This window comes from Thermocrispum sp. (assembly GCF_002919275.1).
GTDB lineage: Bacteria > Actinomycetota > Actinomycetes > Mycobacteriales > Pseudonocardiaceae > Thermocrispum > Thermocrispum agreste.
Window position 1 is genome coordinate 41,011 of sequence record NZ_PKFA01000018.1, and the last position, 26,275, is coordinate 67,285.

The following is a 26,275-nucleotide window of genomic DNA, read 5'->3' on the forward strand; positions in this document are numbered from 1 at the left end:
CACGTCACTGCAGCACCGTGAGGTGACCGGCGAGCCCGATCACCACCGGCACCACGCCCAGGCACAGGAAGCCGGGCAGGAAGCACAGCCCGAGCGGACCCGTCATCAGCACCGCCGCCCGGCGGGCCCTCGTCTCCGCCGATTCGTGCTGCTCGGCTCGAAGCCGAGCGGCGATCTCGCCGACCGCTCCGGCCAGCGCGCTTCCCGATCGCGATGCCCGGCGAGCGGCATGTGCCAACGCTGCCGTGTGCGCACACGCGGCGGCGGGCCGCCAGGCTTCATCCGGCGATGCCCCCAATGCCAGGAGCTCGCTCACCCGGCGCAGCACGTCAGCCACCGCCACAGGCAAGCTGCCGGCAACCGCACGCAATGCCTCTGCCACCGGCAGACCCGACCGCAAGCACGCGGCCAACAGATCCCAACCAGCCGCCAGAGCGAACGGGTCGACTGCATTCGCGCGGCCGGGCACGGCCATCGCGCGGCCTTGCCACTCCACGCCTCGCCCGGCGCGCTCGCCCGTCCCTGCCCGAGCCACCGCCGCATTCAGCCGGGATTCTGCGTTCTTGGCAGCCGGTGCCACCAGCAGCGCCGCCGCAAGCAGGCAGAGCAGCGTCATGTCACCACCGCCCGACGCGCAAGTCGTTCACTCCACGCCGTTCCGGCGAAGATCAGCAAGCTTCCGACCACCAGCAGGACTTGACCTGCCGGGGTGGACGACAGCACCCCGACAGGGCCCGCCCCCATGCCTTCGCCGAGCAGGATCCCGAGCACCGGCAGCCCGGCGAGCACCGCAGCGCTGGCTCGATGGCCTGCCAGCTCGGCGTGCAACCGGCCGACGAAGCGGGTGTGCTCGGCCACGTCACGACGGACTGTATCCAGCACCTCGGCCAATGGCACCCCGTGGGCTTGCGCAACCCGCCACGCCCGCGCCACGCGGGCCAGGAGGTCCGCAGCTACCGCAGCGTGTACCGAAGCATCGACCAGCGCAGCATCGGGTTCACCACCGAGGCGGACCGCAGCGGCCACGGCACGCAGGCCGTGCGCGGCCGCCGTGCCCTTCGGGGCATCAGCGGCCACGGACTCCGCGGCGGCAGCGGGATGCGCTCCGGCACGAAGCTCCGCGACCAGGGCTCCCAGCGCCTCGGACATCGCGCGGTACTCCCCGAGTTCGGCAGCTCGCTGCCTGCGAGCACGAATCCGGGCAGTCACCGCGATCCCGATCAACGCACCGACCACCGCGCCCGCAACGCCCAGCACAAGTCCGCACACGGCAGCCGAACCGGCAGTCGCGACAATCACCCGAAGATGCCTGGACGGCACCATCCACCACCGGGCGGTCCATGCCACACGGCCCGCCTGCGGGCACCGTGCCGCCCGAAGCCGCGCAGCCGAACCCGGCGGCCAGGCGAACACCGCGGCCAGCAGCACCAACGACGTCACCACGGCAACCGCACTCCCCTGGCCTGGAACAACGCGGTGAGCAGCCGCCGCTCCTCGGTCCACCGGCCGCACCGCCACACCGGAATCACCCGCACCAGGGCGGAGTCCCGATGGAGCACCCCGATCTCGGTCAATGCCCGTACCCCACCGGTCTTACGCCGCATGTGCAGCACGACCTGCACCGCTGCGGCCAGCTGGCTGTGCAGGCCCTCACGGGAGAGCCCGCCCAGTGCCGCCAGCCCCTCCAGCCGCGGCGGGACTTCCGCCGGGGCGTTGGCGTGGAGCGTGGCGGCCCCGCCGTCGTGGCCGGTGTTCAGCGCGTTGAGCATCGGGACGACTTCCGCACCCCGGATCTCGCCGACCACCAGCCTGTCAGGGCGCATCCGCAACGCTTGCCGGACCAGCTCGTGCAACGTGACCTCGCCAGCGCCCTCGATGTTCGGCGGCCGTGACACCAGGCGGACGAACTGCGGATGCCGAGGGGCCAGTTCCTGCGCGTCCTCCACGCACACGATGCGTTCGCCCCCCGGCACGGCCGCCAACAGCGCTCCCAGGAGCGTGCTCTTCCCCGCACCGGTACCACCGGTGACCAGGAACGCCAGCCGAGCCGCCACCATCGCCTGCAGCACCTTCACCAGCCGCGCATCAAAGGCGCCAAGCCGGCGAAGCTGCTCCAGGTCGAACGTCGCCGGGCGCAGTACCCGCAACGCGATGCAGGTGCCGTCGGCCGCCACCGGCGGCAGTACCGCGTGCAGGCGAACTCGGCCGTGTGGGCCGACGCCGGGAAGCCACCCGTCGACGAACGGCTGGGCGTCGTCCAGCCTGCGACCCGCGGCAAGGGCCAAGCGCTGCGCCAACCGCCGGACAGCGGACTCGTCGGCGAACCTGACCTCGGTCCGGCGCAAGCCACCTGCACCGTCCACCCACACCTGATCCGGCCCGGTCACCAGCACGTCGGTGATCGCATCGTCGGTGACCAGCTCCTCCAGCGGGCCGAGCCCGACGAACTCCTGCCGCAGCTGTCGTAGCGCAGCCAGGACGTCCCCGTGCCCGGCCACCCCGCCGGTCTCGGCACGAACCGCATCGGCTACCGCCGCCGCGCTGACGTCGGCTCCCCGCGCGGCCAGCCGCCGACGGACTCGCTCCACAAGGTCCGCACGCATCAGGCGACCTCCGCCACGCTCGACGGCTCGCCCGACGATTCCCACAACGCGCTCAGCACGCTCTGCGCTGCCCGTGCCAGCGGACCTCCGGCCCGAGGACCGAATTCGCCGCACTCGACGCGGCGCCCCAGCCGGGGCTCGGCCCGCATGCCTGCCAGCAGCTCGACACCGACGGCCTCGGCTACCGCAGCCGCCGGCAAAGCCGCCGGGGCTGGACCGCGCACCACCGCACCCAGGCGCCGCGCTCGCCCTCGTAACGACTCGACGACACGCATCGCCGCGATACTGGCCCGCACCTCCGCGGGCACCACCACGGCAATCAGGTCTGCTCGGTCGACCACCTCCCACCCGACGGCATCCAGCGCGCGGGGCAGATCACAGACCACCGTGTGGCCCGCGCGCACACCCGCTTCGACCACGGCGACGACACTCTGCGCGCTCGGCCCGGGCCCTTGCCGGCCGCAGGACAACACCACGAGCGACCCGGAACCACAGCGCATCCGCGGCAACGCGGCGCGCAGCGCCTGCATCGAGACCCGGCCACCCTGCACCGCCAGCTCCGGCCAGCGCAGGCCGCCGTCGTGCTCGGCACCGAGGAGCAGGTCGATCCCGCCGCCCAGCGGGTCGCAATCGACCAGCAAGGCGTCCTCTCCACGTCGCGCGGCCTCCACAGCGACCGCAGCCGCGAACACCGACGCCCCGGCGCCTCCACGCCCGCCCAGCACACCGAGGACTCGCCCGTCCCCGCTGCTCGGCCCCTCCACGACCTCGGCCAGCAGCGCCATCAACGCTTGCTCGTCCTCCGGCAGCGACATCACCCGCTCTATCCCTGCGGTGAACGCCGACTGCCAGCACTCGGCCGGAGGCGGCCCTAGGCACACCAGCGCGACCCCACGGCGACTCGGCACCCGACCTCCCGCCGCTTCGCGCAGCACGGCCTCGTCGACCAGCACCTGCGGGGCATGGATCCACGATCCAGCGGCCGCGGGCACGTCCGGAGCGACCTCGACCTCACAGCCGACGGCCGCAGCAAGCCGCAGCACCTCGTCGAGCAGGGGCTCCTCCCGCATGACGACGAGCGGCATCCGGCGCCGATCCGGCCGCCGTTCGCACCCTTGCCCCTGCACCTCCGCCTCCGCCCGCGTGGGCTCACGTTGCCAATGCCACGCCTCCCGCTCCGAAGGCGGCTGCGTGCCCACGAGCGCCTGGTGCTGGTCCGACGGTGACGCAGGCCTGCGCTGATCCGCCTGCGCGCGATGCTGATCAGGCAGCGGCACGTGCCGTTCCGACATCGATCCCCCAGTCCGTGCTAGCGCGACCGCCGGCGCGGCCGCTGCTCACAGGGTCCGCCACCGCTCGCGCGGTCGGGAGGACTTGTTCAGCCCCCTGTGGACAACTAGCCGCCTGTGGACAAACTCTGTGGACAACTGCGGCGCCGCTTGTGGACAAGGCTGTGGAGAACCCGGGTCAGCTGTGGAGAAGATGTGGACAACTCGCCCGGCCGGGCCCGGGCACGTCCGTGACTCACGCGCTGATGGCGCTGCGCATGACCCCGAGGCCCCGCACTGCGGCAGCCCGGCCGACTGGGCCGCCAACCGGTAGTCAGCGCTCGACAATCGGCCGTCCGCCAACCCCCAGGCCACGCCTCACAGTCACCCGCCAACCCCCAGGCCACGCCCCACAATCACCCGCCAACCCGCAGGCAGCGCCCAACTATGGTGAGCGCATGGAGTCAGCCGGACCGGTCGCGGCGTTCTTCGACCTCGACAAGACGATCATTGCCTCGTCCAGTGCGCTGGCCTTCAGCAAACCGCTGCTCCGCCAGGGACTGATCAACCGCCGCGCGGCCCTGCGCTCCGCCTACGCCCAGCTGATGTTCAGCCTCGCCGGAGCGGACGAGCAGACCACCGAACGGCTGCGCGCCCAGATCTCCGCCCTGTGTGCGGGCTGGGACGTCGCCCAAGTACGGGCCGTGGTCGAGGAGACCCTGCACGACGTCGTCGACCCGCTGGTGTACGCCGAAGCCGCAGAGCTGATCGAGAAACACAAGGCCAACGGGCACGACGTGATCATCCTGTCGGCCACCGGCCAGGAAGTGGTCGCACCGATCGCCGACATGCTCGGCGCCACCCACGCCGTGGCCACCCGCATGGAGATCGTCGACGGCCGCTACACCGGCGAGGTCGAGTTCTACTGTTACGGCGAGAACAAGGCGAAGGCCGCCCGCGAGCTGGCCGCCGAACGCGGCTACGACCTCGGCGCCTGCTACGCCTACAGCGACTCCAGCACCGACATCCCGCTGCTGGACACCGTCGGCAACCCGTTCGCGGTGAACCCGGACAGGCTGCTCCGCAAGGTCGCCGCCGAGCGCAACTGGCCGGTGCTGACCTTCTCCCGCCCGGTCACCCTGCGGTCGCGGATTCCGCAGTCGACCACCGTCGCGGTCGCGCTCGGGGTGGGCGTCGGAGCCGTCGCCGCGGCGGGCGCGACATGGTACGGCATCCGCAGACGCAAGCGCGAGAACCGCACCGTGCAAACCCCCCAAAAGCGGCCCTGATCAGCGCATTCGTACCAGAGCCAGCGGAAAATCCTACTAACCGGCAGGGCCGATGTCAGCAGCTGAACGCGTCTTGACCGGTGCACCCTGTTCAGCGCTTGAAGTGACCGCCATCACTCGGTAGAAAGAAGGTGCGGACTCCAAGTCGGCCAAGGATGCGGCGGAAGAGAAGCCGGATCCTCCCCGATTGGGCTCCGTGCGCGGACTCCGGGCACCCACGCGGAGCACGCCGCGGGAGGCTTGTCGTCTCGGGACTGCGTACCAGGACGCTGGGCGCCGAGTCCCCGACACGGACGACACGAGTTGCACGCTTGGTAACCCGCGTGTCCGCGCGAGCAGGCGGCGGTCGCCGACACCATGTCGACGGCCGCCGCCTGCGTTATGTTCATCCAGATTCACGTTCCGTGACCAATGCACGGATTTCTTTGCCAACTCGTTAACTCTCGACTGCTAACGCTGTAACACTGTTGAGCGACCTTTACGGCGTACCTCGCAACGTTTGGGTGAAAAGTACGATTTGACCGTTACAGATCACCCATCTGCTGGTCCCCCGGTTGCACCACAACGAAGGGCGTGATCGTCGGTGTCGCTCACAGACTCTCCTCCACACCAGCCAGCCGGCCGTGCGCAGGTGGACACACCCTTCTTCGATGGCAACGACGCCGACGTGGGTCCGCTGGTCCGGATCCGCTCCTTGCTTCCCGGGCTCGCCCGCGCCGAGCAGCGGGTGGCGAAGGTCGTCCTGGAAGACCCGTCCGCGGTGGCCACCCGCAGCATCACCGAGGTGGCCATGGCCGCCGGGACCAGCGAGACGACGGTGACCCGCTTCTGCAAGGCGATCGGCGTCGGCGGCTACCCGCAGCTGCGCATCGCGCTCGCCGCCGACGCGGCCCGCATGCAGGCGCGGGTCAGCCAGATGTACGGCGGCACCATCGAACTCGACGACGACATGGCCACCGTGATCAACAAGGTCACGTTCGCCGACGCCCGGGCGATCGAGGACACCGCCAGCCAGCTGTCGCCGACCGCGGTGAGCCGGGCCGCGGACGCACTGGCCGCGGCCGGCCGGATCGACATCTACGGCGTCGGCGCGAGCTCGTTGGTCGCCAACGAACTGCAGCACAAGCTGCACCGCCTGTCGAAGATCAGCTTCGCCTGGTCGGACACCCACCTGATGCTGACCTCGGCGGGCGTGCTCACCTCCGACGACGTCGCCATCGCCATCTCGCACAGCGGGGCGACCACGGACGTCCTGGAGGCACTCCGGGCGGCCAAGGAGCGCGGGGCCACCACCGTCGCGGTGACCAACTTCCCGCAATCGCCGGTCGCCTCGCTGGCCGACCACGTCCTCACCACCGCGGCCAGGGAGACGACGTTCCGCTCCGGGTCGGCGGCCAGCCGGATCGCCCAGCTCACCGTGATCGACTGCTTGTTCGTCGGGGTCGCCCAGCGGCTCGGCCCGGCAGCCGCGGCAGCGCTGGATCCGGCCAAGGACGCCACCGGCACCCACCGACTCGGCGTCCGGCAGGACCGGCGCCGCAAGCGGCCGCATCCGCTGAAACCAGATCATCTCCGCAGGTGACACCGCCGGGCGGACAGCGGCGATCGCCCGGCGGCGTGCGCCCGGGACGGGCTCGGTCTCGTCCTGGGCGCATCGTCGTCAGCGCCCTGGCCTGGTCAGCCCGTCCGCCTCGGCGCCGAGCGACAGCACCACGTCGTCGATGCGCTCGAGTGCATCGACGTAGGTCCCGGCATCCTCGGCGGACAGATCCCGCAGCCTGATCGGCGGCCCGAGATCGATCAGCGTCGGCACGTACTCCGCCTGGCGCACGCGCCAGCCGTCGGCCGAACGCCGGAAGGTGAACCGCACGGCGATCCCCTCCTCGGTGGCTCCGGTCGGCTCGGCGTGCCGCGCCACGTGATTGCCCAGCCCGTACGCCACCCATTCGCCGTCGATCCGCTCCATCGGCTGCACGACATGGGCGTGGTGCCCGATCACCAGGTCGATGTCGTCGTCGGCCAACAGCTCCTCGGCCAGCTTCCGCTGCTCCGGCGTCGGCTCGTGCTGATGCTCGACACCCCAGTGCGCACTCACCACGACGACATCGGCGCCCGCCTTGCGGGCCGCCGCAGCCTTCCGTTTCGCCACCGCCACGTCCAGCTGGTCGGCCACCCACGGCTGGTCCTCCGGCAGCGGAATGCCGTTGAACCCGTACGTCATCGAGATGTGGCCGACCCGGACGCCGTTCACGTCGAGCAGCAGCGGCCGGCGAGACTCCTGCTCCGACCGATACGACCCGGTGTGTGCCAATCCCGCCTTGTCCAGTGCATCCAACGTGCTCCGCACGCCGTCCACACCTTGATCCAACGTGTGGTTCGACGCCGTCGAGCATGCGTCGTAGCCGGTGTCGGCGAGCGCATCGGCCACCTCGGGCGGAGCGCTGAACGACGGGTACCCGGAGAACGGCCCGTCCGGTCCCGCCAACGGCACCTCCAGGTGGCACAGCGCCACATCCGCCGAGCTGACCAACGGCCGCACCCCGGCGAACAGCGGACGGAAATCCCGGCCGCCGTCACCGTCCGCCTCGGCCTGCTCGGTGAGCGCCGGATGGATCAGCACGTCCCCGGTGGCGACCAGGGTGAACTCGGCAGGGCCGGAAACCTCGGCAGAGGCGCCAACCTCGGCGGTGGCGCTGGAGACCGCCCCCGACGGCGTCCCCGCCTCCAACGACGGAGAACATCCCGTGAGTACCACCAGCGCCGCGACAGCCGCCGGAAGCCGCCTGCTCACCGCGCCTCTCCCGCCGCGTCGGCGATGCCCACCGCTTCCCGGGCGCCGGCTTCCACCGCCTGGCAATGGAACAACAGCCACTGACGCAGCCCCTCCGGCGTCCCGCCCGCGAAACCGGCGGTCGCCTCCCGGTAGGCGCTCAGCTTGCGGAAGCACCACACCTCCGGCACGCACAGCCCCTTCGGGTCCAACCCGGTGCCGATCATGGTGAGCCGGGCGGCCGCGCGCGCGACCACCCCGTCGCCTACGCCGAACGCCCGCAACGCCAGCAGCTCGCCGTGCACCACAGCAGCCAGCACCGCCCCTGGCGCCTTCGTTCCGCCGGTGACCAGCTCGGCAAGCAGCTCGAGCCTGCGCGACGTCGCCTCGTCCCCGCGCGGCCTGCCCAGCCGGTCCGGATCGTCCACCAGGTCGGCGGCGGCCAGCACGTGCAGGCGGGCCAGCACCTGCAGCGGCGACCGCTCCCAGGTCGTCAACAGCCCGCCGAGCGCCTCGGCCACCCGCAACGCCCCGGCCAGCACCGGCTCGCGCACTTCCCCGTCCGGTGGAATCTCGGCGTCACCACCGTCGATCGCGGCCGACGCCCGGGCGGCCCGCACCGACGCCTCGGCGGCGGTGGTCGGCCACCGTTTGCGGTTCGTCGGGTGGCGGTGGACGGCGTCGACGGCTTCCCGCGCCGCCTGGACGGCATCGGAGACCCCGGACAGTTCCAGCAACGGGGCGAGCGGATCGGTCACGAGCCGCGACGTTACACCGGACGGCCGACGAACGGTCATCGGTGCAAGACGAACGGTGGTGCGCGTCATCTCATCGAGCGCTAACGTCGGGGCTGGAACAGTGCTGTCCCTCACAGCACACTGCTAGGCCCAGCACCTGAGCACCAGGAGGCGTCACCAACATGGCAGAGCAGCAGTCAGCAACGTTGCAGAACCTGCTCACCGAGCACCGCACGTTCCCGCCGCCCGAGGAGTTCGCCGCTGCGGCGAACGTCGACGCCAGCGTCTACCAGGAGGCGGAGGCCGACTACCAGGCTTTCTGGGCTGCCCAAGCCGACCGGCTGCACTGGGAAACCCGGTGGACCCAGGTGCTGGACTGGTCCAACGCGCCGTTCGCCAAGTGGTTCGTCGGCGGCAAGCTCAACGTGGCGTACAACTGCGTGGACCGGCACGTGGAGGCAGGCCACGGCGACCAGGTGGCCATCCACTGGGTCGGTGAACCGGGCGACACCAGGGACATCACCTACGCGCAGCTGAAGGACGAGGTCTGCCAGGCGGCCAACGCGCTGGAGTCGCTCGGGGTCTCCTCCGGTGACCGGGTGGCCATCCAGCTGCCGATGATCCCCGAGGCGATCGTGGCCATGCTGGCCTGCGCCCGCATCGGGGCCATGCACAGCGTGGTCTTCGGCGGCTTCTCGGCCGCCGCGCTGCGGCAGCGGGTGGAGGACGCCGAGGCGAAGGTCGTCATCACCTCCGACGGCCAGTACCGCCGCGGCCAGGCCGTGCCGATGAAGGAGAAGGTCGACGAGGGCCTGGAAGGCACCAGCTCGGTGGAGAAGGTCGTGGTCGTCCGCCGGGTCGGTGACGACCTGTCCGACGTGCCGTGGAACGACGAGCGGGACATCTGGTGGCACGACCTGGTCGGCAAGCAATCGGCCGAGCACACCCCGCAGGCGTTCGACTCCGAGCACCCGCTGTTCATCCTCTACACGTCCGGCACGACCGGGAAGCCGAAGGGCATCCTGCACACCTCCGGCGGCTACCTGACCCAGTGCGCCTACACCCACCACGTGGTGTTCGACCACAAGCCCGGTGAGGACGTCTACTGGTGCACCGCCGACATCGGCTGGGTCACCGGGCACAGCTACATCGTCTACGGCCCGCTGGCCAACCGGGCAACGCAGGTGGTCTACGAGGGCACTCCGAACACGCCGCACGAGGGACGGCACTGGGAGATCGTCCAGCAGTACAAGGTCACCAAGTACTACACCGCGCCGACGCTGATCCGCACGTTCATGAAGTGGGGCGACGACATCCCGGCCAAGTACGACCTGTCGTCGCTGAAGCTGATCGGCTCGGTCGGCGAGCCGATCAACCCGGAGGCGTGGGTCTGGTACCGGGAGCACATCGGCGGCGGCAAGACCCCGGTGGTGGACACCTGGTGGCAGACCGAGACCGGGGCGATCATGATCTCCCCGCTGCCCGGCGTCACCGCGGCCAAGCCCGGCTCGGCCCAGCGCCCGCTGCCCGGCATCTCCGCGAAGGTGGTCGACGACCAGGGCAACGAAGTACCCCACGGTGGCGGCGGCTACCTGGTGCTCGACCGGCCGTGGCCGTCGATGCTGCGCGGCATCTGGGGCGACCCCGAGCGGTACAAGGAGACGTACTGGGCGCGGTACGCCGACAAGGGCTACTACTTCGCCGGTGACGGCGCCAAGTACGACGACGACGGCGACATCTGGCTGCTCGGCCGGGTGGACGACGTCATGAACGTCTCCGGCCACCGCATCTCCACCACCGAGGTGGAGTCGGCGCTGGTGTCCCACCCGAACGTGGCCGAGGCGGCCGTGGTGGGCGCGCCCGACCCGACCACCGGCCAGGGCATCGTGGCGTTCGTCATCCTGCGCGGCAGCGCCGACGACGGGGCTGCCGGCGAGCAGGCCATCGCCGAGCTGCGCGAGCACGTGGCGAAGGAGATCGGCCCGATCGCCAAGCCGCGGCAGATCATGGTCGTCCCGGAGCTGCCGAAGACCCGGTCCGGCAAGATCATGCGGCGGCTGCTGCGTGACGTGGCGGAGAACCGCCCGATCGGCGACGTCACCACGCTGGCCGACTCGAGCGTGATGGACCAGATCAAGGAGCGGCTGACCTCCGGCAAGGGCACCGAGGACTGACCCGGTGGCCGGATCGTCGCGTACCGGGACGTCCCGGTCATGAGCGCCGTCTCGGAACACCCGGGCGAGGCGCACCACGAGGACCTCGGCGGGCGGCTGAACTGGCTGCGCGCCGGGGTCCTCGGCGCCAACGACGGCATCGTGTCCATGGCCGGCCTGGTGGTCGGCGTGGCGGGCGCAACCACCGACGTCAGGGCGATCCTCACTGCGGGCATCGCCGGGCTGGTGGCGGGCGCGCTCTCCATGGCGGGCGGTGAGTACGTCTCGGTCAGCACCCAGCGCGACACCGAACGGGCGGCGATCCAGCTCGAACGGCAGGAGCTGGAGCAGATGCCCGAGCAGGAGCTGGACGAGCTCACGGCGATCTACCAGAAGCGGGGCTTGTCCCCCGAGCTGGCGCGCCGGGTAGCCGAGGAGCTGACCGCGAAGGACCCGCTGCGCGCGCATGCCGAGGCGGAGCTGAACATCGACCCGGACCGGTTGACCAGCCCGTGGCAGGCCGCCTGGGCGTCGTTCCTGGCCTTCACCATCGGCGGCTTGCTGCCGGTGATCGCGATCGCCCTGCCCCCGGTGGAAGTGCGGGTGTTGGCATGCGGCGCCGCGGTGGTCGCCGGGCTGGTGCTGACCGGGTGGACCGCCGCCCGCCTGGGCTCCGCCCCGGTCGCCCGTGCCGTCATGCGCAACGTGGGCGTCGGGGTGCTGGCCATGCTGGTCACCTACTACGTAGGCGTCGTGTTCGGGATCACGGTCGGCTGACGCCGGAATCGCTAGGATGGCTAACGGTGTGCCGGGAAGTCTGGTCGGCGTGATGGTCCCCTGACGACAGGAGTCGCTCGTGCCGCAGCCGCGCCGCCAGACCCGGCCGATCGCCGAGTTCGCTCGTTTTCTGCGCACCGAGACGGCAGGCGGCGTGGTCCTGCTCGTCGCCGCCGCGATCGCACTGATCTGGGCGAATTCCGGCCTCGGCGACACCTACACCGCCGTCCGCGACTACACCGTCGGCCCCCACGCGTTGCACTTGCACCTGTCCATCGGCGACTGGGCCAAGGATGGCGTGCTGACCCTGTTCTTCTTCGTGGTGGGCCTAGAGCTCAAGCGCGAACTGGTCCTGGGCGAGCTGTCGTCGATCAAGGACGCCACGCTGCCGATCATCGCCGCGATCGGCGGCATGGTGGCCCCGGCGGCGATCACCTTGCTGTTGTCCTGGGGCGAAGAAGGGTTCACCACGGCATGGGCGGTGCCCATGGCCACCGACATCGCGTTCGCGCTCGGGGTGCTCGCGGTGACCGCGCAGCACCTGCCCAGCGGAGCCAGGATCTTCCTACTGTCCCTGGCCGTCGTGGACGACCTCGGCGGCATCATCGTCATCGCCGTGGTGTTCACCAGCGGCATCGACCTGGCCGCGGCCGCGGTCGCCGCCGCAGGGCTCGCGCTCTACTGGTGGCTGCAACACCGCCGCGTCCGCTCGTCGTTGCTGTACGTGCCGCTGGCCGTGGTCATCTGGGTGGCGGTGCATTTCACGGGTGTGCACGCCACCATGGCCGGGGTCGCCATGGGCCTGCTGACCCGCGTCCGGCCGGATCCCGGTGAGGACGAGGCGCCCGCACTCCGGCTGGAACACCGACTGCAGCCGTATTCGGCCATGGTCGCGGTGCCGCTGTTCGCCCTGTTCGCCGCGGGCGTGCCGGTCGACGGGGAAGCGCTGTCCACCATGGCGACCACGCCCGTTCCGCTGGCCATCGCGGTCGGGCTGGTGGCGGGCAAACTGATCGGCATCCTGGGCGCCAGCGGCCTCGCCGTCGCGACGGGACTGGCGCGGCTGCCTGCCCGCACCGGGTGGCTGGACATCGCCGCGCTCGCGGTGCTCGGCGGAGTCGGGTTCACCGTGAGCCTGCTGATCGCCGACCTCGGGCTGCCAGACAGCCTGCACGAACCGGCGAAGGCCGCGGTGCTGATCGGCTCGCTGGTGGCCTCGCTGCTGGCCGCGCTGATGCTGGGCATCCGCTCGCGGGCGCACCGCAGGAGCCGCGCCGTGGGAGAGGCCTGAGCAGGGCCAGCCGAGCAGGCACGCGTGGGCCCGCCTGCGCCGACGCGCCAAGAGGGTCGTGCCTTGCGCCGGCGCCGCGCCATGGCACGATGTCAAGGGTGAGCAGGCGCGATGATCAATTGTCTCAGGCAGGCGGCACGGTCGGCTATCTTCCGCTGACCCCCGACGAGCCGGCCGCCGGCAACGGCGCGGGCGGCGACCGGTCGATCGGCGCGCTGGTCAAGGACGCCACCACGCACATGTCGACGCTGATCCGTGCCGAGGTCGAGCTGGCCAAGGCAGAGCTGGTCGGCGAGGTGAAGAAGGGCGTCAAGGGCAGCGTGCTGTTCATCATCGCGTTGACCGTGGCGCTGTACAGCTCGTTCTTTTTCTTCTTCTTCCTGGCCGAGCTGTTGGCCGAGTGGCTGCCCCGCTGGGCGGCGTTCGCCATCGTGTTCGGGCTGATGCTGGTGTTCGCCGCGCTCTGCGCGTTCCTCGGCTTCCAGCGGGTGCGCAAGATCAAAGCGCCGGAACGCACCATCGACAGCGTCAAGCAGACCGCCGCGGCGCTGCGCCCCAAGTCGTCCGAATCCGCCGGGTCGAGTGAGCTGACCACCGGCTAGCGTGAAAGCGGCACCCGACCCGTCGAGCGTGCGCACGCCGGGCCCGTGGACGCACCGCACGGTTTCCGCCAACGGCATCTCGCTGCACGTGGCGCAAGCGGACGGCCCCACCGACGGGCCGCTGGTCATCCTGCTGCACGGGTTCGCGGAGTGCTGGTGGGTCTGGCACCGGCAGATGCCCGCGCTGGCCGCGGCGGGCTACCGGGTGGTGTCCGCCGACCTGCGCGGCTACGGCGACTCGGACAAGCCGCCGCGCGGTTACGACGCCTGGACGCTGGCCGGTGACATCACCGGGCTGGTGCGGGCGCTCGGCGCCAGCCGGGCCCACTTGATCGGGCACGGGTGGGGCGGCGCGCTGGCATGGACCGCCGCCGTGCTGCACCCCCGCGTGGTGCATTCCGTCGGCGTGCTCGGCGGGTGGCATCCGCTCGCGCTGCGCCCCGAGCTCCGCCGCTGCCTGTACGACCGGGAGCAGCGCAGGGCGATGGGGCACTTCTACCGCTTCCAGGTGCCGATCAAGCCGGAACGCGATCTGGTCGCCGACGACGCCGCCGCCGTCGAGCAGTGCCTGCGCAGGTGGTCCGGCCCGGCGTGGCAGGACACCCCGGAGTTCACCGAGGCCGCGCGCTATCTGCGCGCCGCCATGCAGATCCCCGGCGTCGCACACTGCGCGCTGGAGTTCTACCGGTGGGCGTTCCGCTCGCTGTTCCGTGGTGACGGCCGCCGCTTCGCCAACGCCATGCGGGACCCGAGCCCCGTGCCGGTGCTGCAGCTGCACGGCAGGGTCGACGGGTGCGTCCTGCCGAGGACGGCGCAAGCATCGACCGCGTGGGCAGGCCGAGGTTCCACCCTGCGCGAGCTTCCCGGAGTGGGGCACTATCCCCACTTGGAGGCCCCGGAGCTCACCACTGACCTGCTGCTGGAGTGGCTGAACCGTTGAGGCGCTAGGCCGTGCAGCGGCCGGTGCCGACGTCGTTGACCATCTCCGGAGCGCGGCGCGCCTCCGGCGCGACCTCCGCCGCGGTGAGCGTGAAACCGGTGTCGGGGTCCTGCACCGAAGCGCCGAACACCAGGCCGATCACTTCGCCGTCGGGATTGACCATCGGCCCACCGGAGTTGCCGCTGCGGATCGCACCGCGGACGGTGAAGACGTCCCGCCGGACGGTCTTGGTCTCGTAGATGTCCGGACCGCGCAGTTCGGTGCGCTGCCGGATACGCGCGGCCGTAGCGGTGTACGGGCCGTCCAGCGGGTACCCCAGCACGATGGCGCTGTCCCCGCTGGCAGCAGGGACCTCGGCGAACGGAATCGGCCGTGCCTGCAGGTCGGGCACGGCCAGGATGGCCACGTCGACATCCGGGTCGAAGTAGGTCACCCGAGCCGGAAGGACTCCCTGCTGCGACTCCACCCGCACGCTCGTCGTGCCTGCGACCACGTGCGCGTTCGTCATCACCCGCTGCGGCGCGACGACGAATCCACTGCCCTCCAGCGTCCGCGAGCACGAGGGGGCGTCACCGCGGATCTTCAGCACCTTGTCCCGCAACCGCTGCACCACGGGCGAGTGCTGCAGCCGCTTGTCCGGCGGCTGCACCTCGGCGCTGGGCGGCTGCACGAACGGCGCAATGACCGACGGCAGCCCCGACACGTCGAGCAGCTTGCGCAGGTCGTTCGGCAATGCCCTGGCCTGCTCGGGCATCACGTCGTTGACCTCGCTGAGCACGACGGACCCGTTGATCGCCCTGGCCAGCCCGGGCAGCCCGCTGACCGACGTCAGCGGCAGCGCGATGAGCCAGGCCACCACGAACACCACGACGCCCTGCACGATCGCGCCCAGGCTGTTGTCCAGCCAGGCCAGCTTGGGCAGGTCGACCCGTTCCTTGATGGTCCGGCCGATCCAGACGCCGAACGTCTCCCCGAGCGCCACCAGGAACACCACGGTGGCCACCGCGAAGGCGACCTTGGCCGCCGGGTGCTCGAACATGTCCACGATCAGCGGCGCGACCTTGATGCCGACGACCGCACCGGTGAGCACACCGAGGAAGGCGGGGAGCGCGATGATCACCCCCTGCTTGGCCCCGGACGCCGCGGCGATGACGGCGACCACGACCACCAGCACGTCGACCCAGTTCACCCGTCGCCTTCCCGTTCGGTGCCCGTCACCAGGCGTTCGCCGTGCTCACGCAGGGCATCGTCGAGCGTGCGAACGTCCTTGGTGTTCCACTTCCGTTCCCAACCGGCCAGCGACAGCAGCGTGCTCAGCAGGCCGGCGGTGAACCCCCATACCAGCATGCCGTTCACCGAGAACGCCGGACCGCGCCACCCGGTGTCCGGCCGGTGGACCACGAACCGGTTCGCCGGATCGGCCAGATCGGCGATCGGCACCCTGGCCACCGCCGCGGTCTCCGCCGGGTCCACCGGCCACACCCGGCTGGGCCGCTGCCAGTAGGCCAGCACCGGGGTGACCGAGAACCCGGACACCGGGATCCACAGCTCGGGCATCACCGCGATCGGCAGCACGCCGCTGGGGTCCAACCCGGTCTCCTCCTGGGCCTCGCGCAGCGCCGTGCCGACCGGGCCGTCGTCGCCGTCCTCGGCGCCCCCGCCGGGGAAGGCGACCTGACCGCTGTGCCGGTCGTTCGGGTGGTGCGCGCGGCGTTGCAGCAAGACGTCGTGTCCGCGGCCCTCCTCCCCGTCACCGAACAGCACGAGCACGGCTGCGGCCTTGGTCCGCTCGTCGGGCGGCGGCGCGAAACGGGTGAAGTGCTCCGCCCTCGCCCGCCCGGCGAACTCGACCAGCCTGCGCAGCCACGGCGGCACATCGTCCACGTCGACCAGGGCGCCCTGGTTCATTCCGCCCCCTTCCGGTGGCGCGTGACGGCGGATCGTACCTGGTCAACGGTCGCGAACACGCGTGGGTTGCTGACCAGGCGCACCGTGCCGTCCCGGTCGACCACATACGACGCGGGCAGCACGTTGGGCGCCGACAACGCGCGACGCAGTGGACCATAGCGCTCGTCGCCGTCGTGCACGGTCGGCAGCCGGACCCCCAGATCCGCCAGCATGCGCAAACCGTCCGCAGGCGGGCTGTCGACCTGAACAGTGAGGACCTGCACCGCGCCCGGGCTCGACGCGTACTCCTGCAGCACGGGCAACTCGTCGCGGCACGGCGGGCACCAGGTGGCCCAGACGTTGATCAGCGTGACTTTCCCCGCGAGCATCTGCCCGACGTCGACCTTGCGTCCGTCGGCCAGGCACGTCGCCGTCACGCCGGCCAGCTTCTTCACCGGTTCACCGGACCCGCTCGGGCACGGCGGCAGGCCGGCTTGCTCGCGCGCGTCAGCCAGCTCGGCGCCGTCCGCGGGCGCCTGCCCGCCTCCTGCGTCGTCGCGCACTTGTGGAAGCACCACGACGAGCGCCGCGAGCAGCAGCCCGCCCACGGCCAGCGCCACCCACGCCGCTCTGGTCACCGCTCTGCGTCCGCGCCGCCGTCCGCGGCCTTGCCCGTTCCCCGGCCGGCCATCTTGTCCTGCACCAACGTCAGCAGATGCTCCCGCTCCGGGCCTTTGACCAGCTTCGCGGCCGTTTCGAAGTCGGTCGGCCCGGCGCCGAAAGCGGGACAGTCCTTCGCCAGCAGGCACGCACCGCAGGCGGGCTTGCGGGCATGGCACACCCGTCGGCCGTGGAAGATCACCCGGTGCGACAGCAAGGTCCATTCCTTGCGCGGGATGAGCTCGCCGACGGCGAACTCCACCTTCACCGGGTCCTGCTCCGCGGTCCACTTCCACCGGTGCACCAACCGGTTGAAGTGCGTGTCGACGGTGATCCCCGGAACGCCGAAGGCCTCGCCGAGCACCACGTTCGCGGTCTTGCGCCCGACGCCGGGCAGCTTGACCAGGTCCTCCAGCTTGCCGGGCAGTTCGCCGCCGTGCCGCTCCACCAGCGCCGCCCCGAGACCGATCAGCGCGTTCGCCTTGTTCCGGAAGAAGCCGGTCGGCTTGATCAGCTCTTCCAACTCGGCGCGGTCGGCCGCGGCGTAGTCAGCCGCGGTCGGATAGCGCCGAAACAGCTCAGGGGTGACCTGGTTCACGCGCTCGTCGGTGCACTGCGCCGACAGGATGACCGCGACGAGCAGATCGAGCGGAGTGCGGTAATTCAGCTCACAATGCGCACCGGGAAAAGCCTCGGCCAGGCAACGGTTCATCCGGCGTGCGCGTCTGGTGAGTGCCAGCCTGCTCTCGGCGTCGAACGAGCGCTTCCGCCTCGGAAGACTCGATCGGGCGCCGGGGTGCGTGTTAGCTACGGAGGGCACCTGGATAGCCTACGGATGGGGATCCCGTCGCACACGCAGGCGGGGCCCATCGGCGCACCGGCGACGCTACCCGCGCCTGCCGGAGCTCCACCCGCTGCGGGGCGCGGGAACAATCGACGCAGGCGAGACACAACACGCCGACACCGACCGGGTGACCGCCGGGTCCGCGGCACATGAGCGAGGATTGTCCGATATGACTGTCTGGTTCGTCATCGCCGTACCGCTGGTGGTGCTGTTCTTCGCCCTCTTCATGGAGCGGGTCGAGGAGAAGCTCGCCAACGTCACCGTGCGGGAGACCGAGGTCGAGGAGTTCCTCGAGTCGGCGCAGCCACACGAGGTCAAGGCCCTCTACAAGCAGGGCATCGGCCGGGCGTTGGAACTGTTCCGGCTACGCCGCCGCGGCCGCGCGGCACGGCTGCGCGCGGACCGGGCAGCGGGCACGCACAACGGCAGGCGGACCCCACTGCGCGCCCGCCCGCCGGAGCGCGCACGCAGCTGAGCAAGCGCACGTGGGTTGGCGCGCCCTCGTCACCCGCAGATAGGATCAGCACCGACGTGATCAGCGGCGCCGCCCGTGAGCTGGGCAGATGTCGCATGCGACAGGAGGCATGAGGTGGACGAGGTTCTTGCCAGGGCGGGCATCTTCCAAGGCGTCGAGCCAGCTGCCGCCGAGGCTCTGGCCCAGACGTTGGAGAGCGTGGAATTCCCGCGCGGCCACGTCATCTTCCAAGAGGGTGAACCCGGCGACAAGCTCTACATCATCCTGTCCGGGAAAGTGAAGATCGGCCGCAAGTCCGCGGACGGCAGGGAGAACCTGCTCGGCATCTTCGGGCCCGCGGACATGTTCGGCGAGCTGTCCGTGTTCGACCCGGGCCCGCGCACCTCGACGGCGACCACGGTGACCGAGGTCCGTGCCATGACCATGGACCGGCCCGCGCTGCGGCAGTGGATCGCCACCCGCCCGGAGATCTCCGAACAGCTGCTCCGGGTGATCGCGCGCAGGCTGCGCCGCACCAACAACATGGTCGCCGACCTGATCTTCACCGACGTGCCTGGCCGGGTGGCCAAGGCCCTGCTGCAGTTCGCGCAGCGGTTCGGCACGCAGGAGGCCGGCCTGCTGCGGGTCACCCACGATCTCACCCAGGAGGAGATCGCCCAGTACGTCGGCGCCTCCCGCGAGACGGTGAACAAGGCGCTGGCCGACTTCGCGCAGCGCGGCTGGCTGCGTCTGGAGGGCAAGAGCGTGCTGATCCTCGACCCGGAACGGCTCGCTCGCCGCGCCCGCTGACGCGACGCACTTCATGTCATCGGCTGTGCGGCGAGGCCGCACAGCCCGTTCGCTTTTTCGCCTTCTGGATCGCAGCTTCGCGCCACCGGCGGCCCCACGACACCGATCGTGACCTGGACAGAGATGAAGGGCCGGGCGCCACCCCCGACGTGGCGCACCGGCCCTTCACCTTTGCGCGGCCCATCCCCCGACGTTCCGCGCTCCCCGCCCTCCGGTCATAGGCCCCGACCCGTGTTGCCGGAGGGAGTCTTTGCCGTTGATATACCCACAATCCCCGACGACTACCCCTTTATTCAAGGGCCTTCACCCTCAAGGACGTTGTTGCGACCGAGATGTTGCACGATACTGGCCCATTTCCGCGGACCGTTACCGAACCGAGATGTTGCCGCCTGACCGGCATTCGCGCCAGGCGGGCGCCGGGTCACGACCCGCGGCTGACCGGCAGCGATGCCGCTGCACGCCGACCAGGGAACCGCAGGTCGCGGCCGCTCCCGAGGAACCGGATTATCCGCGGTTCACAATTCGGCGAGCGGGCGTGCCGACGGTTGCCGAATGCACCGGAGACCGGGAACGCGAACGTCGGGACGAACCAAAGCATCCAAGACAGATGTACGGATTGTGAGGAGAATTCACCCGAATGCCGATCCCGGGCGGCCTCGGTCCTCGGCTGGCGGCACCGACTGGCGGCACCACCCATGGCAGGCGCGGCCATGTCCCTCCGCAGGCGCAGCCACAGCCTTGCCCGCGGTGTTTGGCCCAGTCCTCGTCGACCTCGATCGCTTCCTCCGGCGCAGGTTCCGGCACCCGCCACAACCGCGTCTGGGCCCCGGCCTTTTCCGCACCGTAGGCAGCGGCCTTGGCCATCTCGTGCGTGGTCCCGGTGGTGCTGTAGTAGATGACCGCCACGTAGAAGCCCCAGGCGCGACATGGTCGCCGGCGAGTGTCAGGCCGGAAGCGACTTCGCCAACGGCCGCCTGCTCCGGCCCCGGCCGGAAGACGGCCACGGTCGCCTACCCCGCGTTCCTCCCCTGATCGCCGCTCTCGGTAGGCGGCCGAACGCCCTCGGTCACGACCGGGCGGCTCCCCCGTTTCCGCAGGTAGCACGGGTTCTCCACGGTGACGGAGGTAACCGGTAAATGACTGGTACTGCCGTACCACAATTGCGCATACTGGGCGACGTGACCGGTAAAACCTCCCTCGCGTCGTACCGCGCCGCACTGACCTCTCCCGGCATGCTGCGGCCGGTCCTGTCGTCGCTGCTGGCACGCCTTCCGGTCGCCATGGTCGGCTTCTCGGTGCTGCTGTACGTGCAGCGGGTGACCGGATCGTTCGCGACCGCGGGGTTGGTCGGTGCCGGTTCCCTGATCGGCGTCGCCATCGGGTCCGTGGCGCAAGGCCGGATCATCGACCGGTACGGCCCGACCTGGCCGTTGCTGGTCGCGACCGCGCTGTTCGCCGCGGCCATCACCGGGCTGGTGCTGTCGGTGGAAAGCGGCGCGCCGACCGTGGCCATGACGGCGATCGCCGTGCTCGCCGGGTTGAGCCAGCCGCAGGTCGCCTCGTCCTCCCGGTCCCTGTGGACCAGGGTGCTGCCGTCCGGCCCCAGCCGGGAGGCGGCCTACGCCTACGAGGCGATCAGCATGGAGGTCTTCTTCATCATCGGGCCCGGCTTCGCGGGCGTGATGGTGGCGCTGCCGTGGCCGGGGCTGGGCGTGGTCGTCAGCGCGGTGATGATGGTGCTCGGCTCGGTGGTGTTCGCTCTCAGCCCGGTGGTGCGGGCGTGGGGCCCGGCCGAGCACAAAGCACGGCGACGGATGCTCGGTGCACTCGTCAGTCCGGGTATGCGCACCCTGGTGATCGCGGCGGTCGGGTTCGGCGTCGTCGTCGGTTTCGTGGAAGTCGCCGTCCCGGCGGCCGCGACCGCGGTCGGCCAGCGCACGCTGGGTGGCCTGCTGCTGTCGCTGTGGTCACTCAGCTCGGTGCTGTTCGGCGTGCTGTACAGCATTCATCCGTTCCCCCGCTCGGTGCCGCTGAGGCTCCCCGTGCTGCTCGGCGCCTTCTCGCTCTGCGTCGGTGCCCTGGCGCTGCCCACTTCGCTGGCGCCGGAGTCCATGCTGGCGCTAGGACTGTCGATGATCCTGGCGGGCATGCTGATCACCCCGCAGTCCACCACCCACTCGTCGGTGATCGAGCAGGTGGCGCCGCGCGGCACGGTGACGGAAGCGTTCGGCTGGGTGGTCACCGCGGTCACCCTGGGCCTGTCGGCCGGCCACTCGCTGAGCGGTCAGGTGGTGGAGGCGTTCGGCCCGCCGTGGTCGTTCGTCTGCGCGCTCGTCGTCGGCCTGGTGCTGGCCACCGTGGTCTTCCTGCGGCGCAGGACGATGTCACCCACGGCGGAGGTAGTCGAGCTGCGCACGGACGCTGGCCTCGGCGGGCCCCCAGAGCGCGGGGTCGACGTCGGCGTAGACCAACTCGACGATCTGTCGCGGAGTGGCCTGCGGGCCTAGCTCGGCCAGTGCCGCTCGCACCTGGTTCAACCGCTGCTCCCGGTGCTCGCGGTACTCCTGGACCGTCGCCGGCAGATCCACGAGTTCCGGCCCGTGCCCGGGCAGGCCGAGCGACCTCGCGGGAAGGCCGGCCAGCTTGGCCAGCGTGTCCAGGTAGGCGCCGAGGTCGGACAGCACCGTGGTGCCGCTGCCGAGGATGGTGTCGCCGGTCAGCACGTGCGGCTGATCGGCGTCCACCACGAAACACACCGAGTCCGCGGTGTGCCCGGGGGTGTGCATCACCGTCAGCTCGAGCCCGCCTGCGCTGAACCGCTCACCGTCCCGCAGCGGCTCGGCTCCGGAGCACAGCGAGGGCTCGAACGCCCGCACCGGCGCCCCGGCCTGCTCGGCGAACCAGGCGGCGCCGTCGGCGTGGTCGCCGTGATGGTGCGTCAGCAGCACCAACTCCACGTCCCCGGCCACGCCGAGCAGCGCCTGCAGGTGTTCCCGGTCGTCGTGACCGGGGTCGACCACGACGCCGCCACCGTGCCCCTCGGCGCGCAGCACCCAGCTGTTGGTGCCCTCCAGGGTCATCGAGGACGGGTTGTTCTCCAGCACCACGCCCGCGATCGGGCTGACCTGCCTGAGCTGTTCGTACGCCGGGTGCTTCACCGTCGCTCCTCGCAACTCCGTCGGTGCCTGCGCGGCACCGTCACTCGAACTCCACCCGCATGCCCTGGTCGTCGGCCACCAGGTTCGGCTTGACCCGGTACACCTCACGCTCGGCAGCCAGCGCCTCGGCCACCGTGCGGTAGCCGTCCAGCTCGCGCAAGGTGTAGGCGGTGGGTGGCAACATCTGCCTGCGGCCCGCCTCCAGATCCGCCAGTGCCTGCGCCGGCCTGGCCCACGCGGTCGATTCGGCCTCGGAGGTCTCGCCGTCCGCGCGCTGCCCCGCGGGCATCTCGGCCAGGAAGAACCGGGTGTCGTACCGCTTGGGTTCTTGCGGCGGCGTCACCCAGCTCGACCACGGCCGCAGCAGATCGGCACGCAGCACCAGGCCCGCGTCGTCCAGGAACTCGGCCAACGACAGCTCCTTGCTGACCAGCCGCTGCCGCACGTCGTGGAACTCCTCGGCGTCGTCGACGACGGTGTCCGCCGAGCGGCCGGCCAGCAGCACACCGCATTCCTCGAACGTCTCCCGCACGGCGGCGCACACCAGGGCGCGCGCCAGCTCGGCGGAGCAGCCGAACGTTTCGGCCCAGTACTGCGGATCCGGACCGGCCCACGCCACCGCGGTGTCGGCGTCGCGCCGGTCGACCGCACCGCCGGGGAAGACCGTCATCCCGGCCGCGAAGGCCATCGCGGAGACCCGCTGCTGCAGGAACACCTCCAGATGGCCGTCCCGGTCCCGGACGAGCATCACGGTGGCCGCGTCCTTCGGCGTCACCGGCCGCTCGGGCGGAGCGAACTCGAAGCCTGCGGGCAGGCGCATCGACTCCACTCAGGACACCTCGACGATCAACTCCACCTCGACCGGCACGTTCAGCGGCAGTTCCGCCACGCCGACGGCCGATCGGGCGTGCTGTCCCGCCTCGCCGAACACCTCACCGAGCAGCTCGGACGCGCCGTTGATCACGCCGGGCTGACCGCCGAAACCCTCGGCCGAGGCGACGAAGCCGACCACCTTGACCACCCGCACGACCGAGTCCAGGCCGACCAGCGCGTCCACCGCGGCCAGCGCGTTCAACGCGCACGTGCGGGCCAGGTCCTTGGCCTGCTCCGGGCTGACGTCCGCGCCGACCTTGCCGGTGGCCAGCGGCTTGCCGTCCCGCAGCGGCACCTGGCCGGAGGTGTAGACCAGCGAGCCGGACCGCACCGCGGGGACGTACGCGCCCGCCGGGGTGGGCACCGGAGGCAGCGCGATGCCGAGTTCGTCGAGTTTGGCCTTCCAGCTCATTCCTTCTCCCGCTTCAAGTACGCAACGTGCTGCTCACCGGTCGGGTTGGGCAGGACCGTCACCAGCTCCCACCCGTCCTCGCCCCACTGGTCGAGGATCTGCTTGGTGGCGTGGATCAGCAGCGGGACCGTCGCGTACTCCCACTTCTTCGCGCTCAAGGCACACTCCTTTTCGTTCTTGTCACCGGGCAGCCTACGACCGTCGCATGCGCCGTGTCCCCCGGTCGGTGGAGCGACTCCCGGCACACCCCGCCGGGGCTGCGCCACCACGACGATCACCCCACTCGTAGCCTGTCCGCCATGGAAACATGGCGAATCATCGCAACTGCGCTGTTCGCAGCGGCCCAGTTGGCTCTGGTGCTGTTCGTCATGGCCCATGTCCGCGAGCGGACCGACTCGTTCGCCAAGGCAGCCATCGCGGGTGCCGTGGTGCTGGCCGCCTCGCTGATCGTCGGCGTGCTCATGGTCACGGTGCTGGCGCCCTGGCTGGCCTGGACATTCGTCGTCGTGGCAGGCGTCACGGTGACGGTCATGGTTCTGGCATCCTGACATCGGCTCACTTAGTCTCGTGCGGTGACCACCGGCTCCCCTGCTTCCGCCGGACCACGTCCGGCGAGCGTCTGGACACCCGAACTGCGGCGGGCCCGGCTGCATTTCGTGACCGGCAAGGGCGGCACCGGCAAGACCACGATCGCCGCGGCGCTGGGGATCGCACTGGCCGCGGGCGGTCGCAGGGTGCTGCTGGCCGAGGTGGAGGGCCGCCAGGGTATTGCGCAGTTGTTCGACACCGAACCCCTGCCCTACGGCGAGCGTCACCTGGTGTCCGCTCCCGGCGGCGGCGAGCTGCGTGCGCTGCACATCGACGCGGAAGCGGCACTACTGGAGTACTTCCAGCTGTTCTACAACCTCGGCTTCGCCGGCCGGACACTGCGCCGGATGGGCGCCATCGAGTTCGCCACCACGCTGGCCCCCGGCCTGCGTGACGTGCTGCTCACCGGAAAGATCAAGGAGTGCGCGACCCGCACGGACAGCACCGGGCGGCACGTGTACGACCACATCGTGGTCGACGCGCCCCCGACCGGACGGGTGGTGAAGTTCCTGGACGTGACCCGCGCACTGACCGACGTCACGCGCAGCGGCCCGATCAAGAGCCAGGCGGACGGCGTGGTCAAGCTGATGCACTCGGAGCAGACCGTGGTGCACGTGGTGACGCTGCTGGAGGAAATGCCGATCCGGGAAACGCTGGAGGCCATCGAGGAGCTGCAGCAGGCGGACCTGCGCCCCGGCGCGGTGCTGATCAACCGGGTGCGTCAGCCGCGACTGCCGGATCGCTCGGTGACCGCGGCCGCGGACGGCCGGGTGGACGCCTCCCGGGTGCGCGCCGGCCTGCGGGAAGCCGGGCTTGATCTCCCCGACGACGTGCTCGAGGGCCTGGTGGCCGAGACGGTGGAACACGCCATTCGGGTCGCCACCGAGCGTTCCGCCGCCGAGCAGCTGTCCGCGGCCGACCAGCCGATGCTGCAGCTGCCGGACCTGCCGGACGGCATCGACGTCGCCGCGCTGTACGAGCTGGCCGAGTTGCTGGTGGAGAAGGGGGTCCGGTGATGGCCACGCGCCGCGCGCTGGAGATCGACCGGCTCATCGACGACCCGAAGACGAAGGTGATCTGCTGCTGCGGCTCCGGCGGGGTCGGCAAGACCACCACCGCCGCCGCGCTGGCGCTGCGTGCCGCCGAGCGCGGCCGCACGACGGTGGTGCTGACCATCGACCCGGCGCGCCGGCTGGCCCAGTCGCTCGGGCTGGCCGAACTGGACAACGTGCCGCGGAAGGTCGAGGTCGAAGGATTCAATCCGGCGGGCGAGCTGTGGGCGATGATGCTCGACATGCGTCGCACGTTCGACGACATGATCATCGCCCACACCGACCCGCAGCGGGCCGAGGAGCTGCTGGCCAGCCCGTTCTACCAGACGATCTCCACGTCGTTCTCCGGAACGCAGGAGTACATGGCGATGGAGAAGCTCGGTCAGCTGGTGGCCGACGCGGAGTGGGACCTGATCGTCGTCGACACCCCGCCGTCCCGGTCGGCACTGGACTTCCTGGACGCTCCCAAGCGGCTGTCCAGCGCGCTGGACGGCAGGATGATCCGCTTGCTCACCGCGCCGGCCCGGGCGGGCGGATGGGGCATCCGCAAGGCGCTGACCGCGAGCCTGGCGCTGGGCATGAAGGCGGTGTCCACCGTGATCGGCGGCCAGCTGCTCACCGACGCGTCGGCGTTCATGCAGGCGTTCAACTCGACCGCGGGTGGTTTCAAGGAGCGCGCACAGAAGACCGCAGAGCTGCTCCGGTCGCCGGGCACGGCGTTCCTGGTGGTGGCCGCGCCCGAGCCGGACGCCCTACGGGAAGCCTCCTACTTCGTGGAACGGCTGTCGTCGGAGTCCATGCCGCTCACCGGGCTGGTGGCCAACCGCACCCACCCGGTGCTTGCCGACCTGCCCGCGCCCCGGGCACTGGCCGCGGCCGAGGCATTGGAGGCGAAGAACTCCGCACCACTGGCCGCGGCCGTGCTCCGGTTGCATGCCGACCGCGTGGCGTTGGACAAACGGGAACGGCGGCTGCTCCAGCGCTTCACCCGCGCCCATCCGGACGTGCCCATGGTGACCGTGCCCGCGCTGCCGCGCGACGTGCACGACATCTCCGGCTTGCGCATCATCGGCGAGCGGCTCGCCGGGAACGGCAAGGCCGCCTGAC

General features: G+C 70.8%; 26 protein-coding genes and 1 pseudogene. 13 read left to right on the top strand and 14 right to left on the bottom strand.

What is annotated here, in order from left to right:
• Positions 1–4 precede the first annotated feature (4 nt).
• From CXP56_RS03900 to ssd, 4 genes are all read right to left on the bottom strand, one after another.
• On the bottom strand, positions 5–616 hold the full coding sequence (locus CXP56_RS03900; protein WP_286899849.1) for a type II secretion system F family protein: 612 nt from the start codon (positions 614–616) through the stop codon (positions 5–7).
• A complete protein-coding gene (locus tag CXP56_RS03905; protein ID WP_286899850.1) occupies positions 613–1,269 on the bottom strand; it encodes a type II secretion system F family protein in 657 nt (218 codons plus the stop codon). Before CXP56_RS03905 ends, CXP56_RS03900 begins: the two co-directional genes overlap by 4 nt.
• Positions 1,270–1,436: 167 nt before the next feature.
• Positions 1,437–2,603 carry a TadA family conjugal transfer-associated ATPase gene (locus CXP56_RS03910; protein WP_028848537.1) on the bottom strand — a complete coding sequence of 389 codons (1,167 nt, stop codon included), beginning with the start codon at positions 2,601–2,603 and terminating at the stop codon, positions 1,437–1,439.
• Complete coding sequence (gene ssd, locus CXP56_RS03915) at positions 2,603–3,688, bottom strand: septum site-determining protein Ssd (protein ID WP_286899854.1); 1,086 nt, start codon at positions 3,686–3,688, stop codon at positions 2,603–2,605. Before ssd ends, CXP56_RS03910 begins: the two co-directional genes overlap by 1 nt.
• Positions 3,689–4,329: 641 nt before the next feature.
• Here ssd and CXP56_RS03920 point away from each other — a divergent pair.
• Positions 4,330–5,160, top strand: a complete 831-nt coding sequence (locus tag CXP56_RS03920) for an HAD family hydrolase (RefSeq protein WP_028848535.1) — start codon at positions 4,330–4,332, stop codon at positions 5,158–5,160.
• Between the two features lie 631 nt (positions 5,161–5,791).
• The gene (locus tag CXP56_RS03925) at positions 5,792–6,742 is read left to right on the top strand and encodes a MurR/RpiR family transcriptional regulator (protein ID WP_051310362.1); all 951 of its coding nucleotides are present in this window, start codon (positions 5,792–5,794) and stop codon (positions 6,740–6,742) included.
• A 78-nt stretch (positions 6,743–6,820) separates the two neighbouring features.
• On the opposite strand, the gene CXP56_RS03930 is transcribed toward CXP56_RS03925, so the two are convergent.
• Together CXP56_RS03930 and CXP56_RS03935 are read right to left on the bottom strand one after the other, a co-directional pair.
• Positions 6,821–7,951, bottom strand: coding sequence for a CapA family protein (locus CXP56_RS03930; RefSeq protein ID WP_028848534.1), 1,131 nt, complete (start codon positions 7,949–7,951; stop codon positions 6,821–6,823).
• Positions 7,948–8,688 (bottom strand): Fic family protein, encoded by a 741-nt coding sequence (locus CXP56_RS03935; RefSeq protein WP_028848533.1) that lies wholly within the window; start codon positions 8,686–8,688, stop codon positions 7,948–7,950. Before CXP56_RS03935 ends, CXP56_RS03930 begins: the two co-directional genes overlap by 4 nt.
• Before the next feature lie 161 nt (positions 8,689–8,849).
• Here CXP56_RS03935 and acs point away from each other — a divergent pair, with 161 nt between their 5' ends.
• The 5 genes from acs to CXP56_RS03960 all read left to right on the top strand — a co-directional run bounded on the left by acs (position 8,850) and on the right by CXP56_RS03960 (position 14,430).
• Entirely contained in the window at positions 8,850–10,841 is a 1,992-nt protein-coding gene (gene acs, locus CXP56_RS03940; RefSeq protein ID WP_286899859.1) for an acetate--CoA ligase, read from the top strand.
• A gap of 39 nt (positions 10,842–10,880) precedes the next feature.
• Positions 10,881–11,597: a VIT1/CCC1 transporter family protein gene (locus tag CXP56_RS03945; protein ID WP_028848531.1), complete on the top strand. Its 717-nt coding sequence runs from the start codon at positions 10,881–10,883 to the stop codon at positions 11,595–11,597.
• A gap of 79 nt (positions 11,598–11,676) precedes the next feature.
• A complete protein-coding gene (gene nhaA, locus CXP56_RS03950) occupies positions 11,677–12,888 on the top strand; it encodes a Na+/H+ antiporter NhaA (RefSeq protein WP_028848530.1) in 1,212 nt (403 codons plus the stop codon).
• 89 nt (positions 12,889–12,977) lie between these two features.
• On the top strand, positions 12,978–13,490 hold the full coding sequence (locus CXP56_RS03955) for a phage holin family protein (RefSeq protein ID WP_028848529.1): 513 nt from the start codon (positions 12,978–12,980) through the stop codon (positions 13,488–13,490).
• A gap of 1 nt (position 13,491) precedes the next feature.
• Positions 13,492–14,430 carry an alpha/beta fold hydrolase gene (locus CXP56_RS03960; RefSeq protein ID WP_286899863.1) on the top strand — a complete coding sequence of 313 codons (939 nt, stop codon included), beginning with the start codon at positions 13,492–13,494 and terminating at the stop codon, positions 14,428–14,430.
• A gap of 4 nt (positions 14,431–14,434) precedes the next feature.
• Here the strand turns inward: CXP56_RS03960 and CXP56_RS03965 are convergent, their stop codons facing one another.
• Genes CXP56_RS03965 through nth form a run of 4 tightly spaced genes read right to left on the bottom strand, consistent with a single transcriptional unit; the run spans position 14,435 to position 17,689 of the window.
• Positions 14,435–15,619, bottom strand: coding sequence for a MarP family serine protease (locus CXP56_RS03965; protein ID WP_028848527.1), 1,185 nt, complete (start codon positions 15,617–15,619; stop codon positions 14,435–14,437).
• Complete coding sequence (locus tag CXP56_RS03970) at positions 15,616–16,338, bottom strand: NUDIX hydrolase (protein WP_028848526.1); 723 nt, start codon at positions 16,336–16,338, stop codon at positions 15,616–15,618. Before CXP56_RS03970 ends, CXP56_RS03965 begins: the two co-directional genes overlap by 4 nt.
• Positions 16,335–16,955: a TlpA family protein disulfide reductase gene (locus CXP56_RS03975; protein ID WP_028848525.1), complete on the bottom strand. Its 621-nt coding sequence runs from the start codon at positions 16,953–16,955 to the stop codon at positions 16,335–16,337. Before CXP56_RS03975 ends, CXP56_RS03970 begins: the two co-directional genes overlap by 4 nt.
• Entirely contained in the window at positions 16,952–17,689 is a 738-nt protein-coding gene (gene nth / locus CXP56_RS03980; RefSeq protein WP_286899901.1) for an endonuclease III, read from the bottom strand. Before nth ends, CXP56_RS03975 begins: the two co-directional genes overlap by 4 nt.
• A 301-nt stretch (positions 17,690–17,990) precedes the next feature.
• Here nth and CXP56_RS03985 point away from each other — a divergent pair, with 301 nt between their 5' ends.
• From CXP56_RS03985 to CXP56_RS03995, 3 genes and pseudogenes are all read left to right on the top strand, one after another.
• The gene (locus CXP56_RS03985; RefSeq protein ID WP_211227631.1) at positions 17,991–18,296 is read left to right on the top strand and encodes a hypothetical protein; all 306 of its coding nucleotides are present in this window, start codon (positions 17,991–17,993) and stop codon (positions 18,294–18,296) included.
• 114 nt (positions 18,297–18,410) lie between these two features.
• Complete coding sequence (locus CXP56_RS03990) at positions 18,411–19,085, top strand: Crp/Fnr family transcriptional regulator (RefSeq protein WP_028848524.1); 675 nt, start codon at positions 18,411–18,413, stop codon at positions 19,083–19,085.
• A 1,232-nt stretch (positions 19,086–20,317) separates the two neighbouring features.
• Positions 20,318–21,490 (top strand): annotated as a pseudogene (locus CXP56_RS03995) (MFS transporter); the annotation flags it as partial.
• Here the strand turns inward: CXP56_RS03995 and CXP56_RS04000 are convergent.
• From CXP56_RS04000 to sp36, 4 genes are read right to left on the bottom strand one after another with little or no spacing between them, the layout of a single operon-like run.
• A complete protein-coding gene (locus CXP56_RS04000; RefSeq protein ID WP_028848523.1) occupies positions 21,470–22,243 on the bottom strand; it encodes an MBL fold metallo-hydrolase in 774 nt (257 codons plus the stop codon). The pseudogene CXP56_RS03995 and the gene CXP56_RS04000 sit on opposite strands and share 21 nt — an antisense overlap.
• Positions 22,244–22,283: 40 nt before the next feature.
• Positions 22,284–23,063, bottom strand: coding sequence for an NUDIX hydrolase (locus CXP56_RS04005; protein ID WP_286899903.1), 780 nt, complete (start codon positions 23,061–23,063; stop codon positions 22,284–22,286).
• A 9-nt stretch (positions 23,064–23,072) separates the two neighbouring features.
• Positions 23,073–23,528: a RidA family protein gene (locus CXP56_RS04010; protein ID WP_028848521.1), complete on the bottom strand. Its 456-nt coding sequence runs from the start codon at positions 23,526–23,528 to the stop codon at positions 23,073–23,075.
• On the bottom strand, positions 23,525–23,686 hold the full coding sequence (sp36, locus tag CXP56_RS04015; RefSeq protein WP_156899315.1) for a Sp36 family protein: 162 nt from the start codon (positions 23,684–23,686) through the stop codon (positions 23,525–23,527). The genes CXP56_RS04010 and sp36 overlap by 4 nt, the downstream gene beginning before the upstream one ends.
• Before the next feature lie 141 nt (positions 23,687–23,827).
• Between sp36 and CXP56_RS04020 the strand changes: the two genes are divergently transcribed.
• From CXP56_RS04020 to bagB, 3 genes are read left to right on the top strand one after another with little or no spacing between them, the layout of a single operon-like run.
• The gene (locus CXP56_RS04020; RefSeq protein ID WP_028848520.1) at positions 23,828–24,076 is read left to right on the top strand and encodes a hypothetical protein; all 249 of its coding nucleotides are present in this window, start codon (positions 23,828–23,830) and stop codon (positions 24,074–24,076) included.
• 24 nt (positions 24,077–24,100) lie between these two features.
• Positions 24,101–25,132 carry an ATPase BagA gene (gene bagA, locus CXP56_RS04025; RefSeq protein ID WP_051310359.1) on the top strand — a complete coding sequence of 344 codons (1,032 nt, stop codon included), beginning with the start codon at positions 24,101–24,103 and terminating at the stop codon, positions 25,130–25,132.
• Positions 25,132–26,274 carry an ATPase BagB gene (bagB, locus tag CXP56_RS04030; RefSeq protein ID WP_028848518.1) on the top strand — a complete coding sequence of 381 codons (1,143 nt, stop codon included), beginning with the start codon at positions 25,132–25,134 and terminating at the stop codon, positions 26,272–26,274. The genes bagA and bagB overlap by 1 nt, the downstream gene beginning before the upstream one ends.
• The last annotated feature ends 1 nt before the right edge of the window (position 26,275 follow it).

Coding starts and splice junctions, on each gene's coding strand:
- CXP56_RS03900 (WP_286899849.1), bottom strand. CDS start 616: ATGACGCTGCTCTGCCTGCTTGCGGCGGCGCTGCTGGTGGCACCGGCT.
- CXP56_RS03910 (WP_028848537.1), bottom strand. CDS start 2,603: ATGCGTGCGGACCTTGTGGAGCGAGTCCGTCGGCGGCTGGCCGCGCGG.
- ssd (WP_286899854.1), bottom strand. CDS start 3,688: ATGCCGCTCGTCGTCATGCGGGAGGAGCCCCTGCTCGACGAGGTGCTG.
- CXP56_RS03920 (WP_028848535.1), top strand. CDS start 4,330: ATGGAGTCAGCCGGACCGGTCGCGGCGTTCTTCGACCTCGACAAGACG.
- acs (WP_286899859.1), top strand. CDS start 8,850: ATGGCAGAGCAGCAGTCAGCAACGTTGCAGAACCTGCTCACCGAGCAC.
- CXP56_RS03945 (WP_028848531.1), top strand. CDS start 10,881: ATGAGCGCCGTCTCGGAACACCCGGGCGAGGCGCACCACGAGGACCTC.
- CXP56_RS03955 (WP_028848529.1), top strand. CDS start 12,978: ATGTCAAGGGTGAGCAGGCGCGATGATCAATTGTCTCAGGCAGGCGGC.
- CXP56_RS03970 (WP_028848526.1), bottom strand. CDS start 16,338: ATGAACCAGGGCGCCCTGGTCGACGTGGACGATGTGCCGCCGTGGCTG.
- nth (WP_286899901.1), bottom strand. CDS start 17,689: ATGAACCGTTGCCTGGCCGAGGCTTTTCCCGGTGCGCATTGTGAGCTG.
- CXP56_RS03985 (WP_211227631.1), top strand. CDS start 17,991: ATGACTGTCTGGTTCGTCATCGCCGTACCGCTGGTGGTGCTGTTCTTC.
- CXP56_RS04005 (WP_286899903.1), bottom strand. CDS start 23,063: ATGCGCCTGCCCGCAGGCTTCGAGTTCGCTCCGCCCGAGCGGCCGGTG.
- CXP56_RS04010 (WP_028848521.1), bottom strand. CDS start 23,528: ATGAGCTGGAAGGCCAAACTCGACGAACTCGGCATCGCGCTGCCTCCG.
- CXP56_RS04020 (WP_028848520.1), top strand. CDS start 23,828: ATGGAAACATGGCGAATCATCGCAACTGCGCTGTTCGCAGCGGCCCAG.
- bagB (WP_028848518.1), top strand. CDS start 25,132: ATGGCCACGCGCCGCGCGCTGGAGATCGACCGGCTCATCGACGACCCG.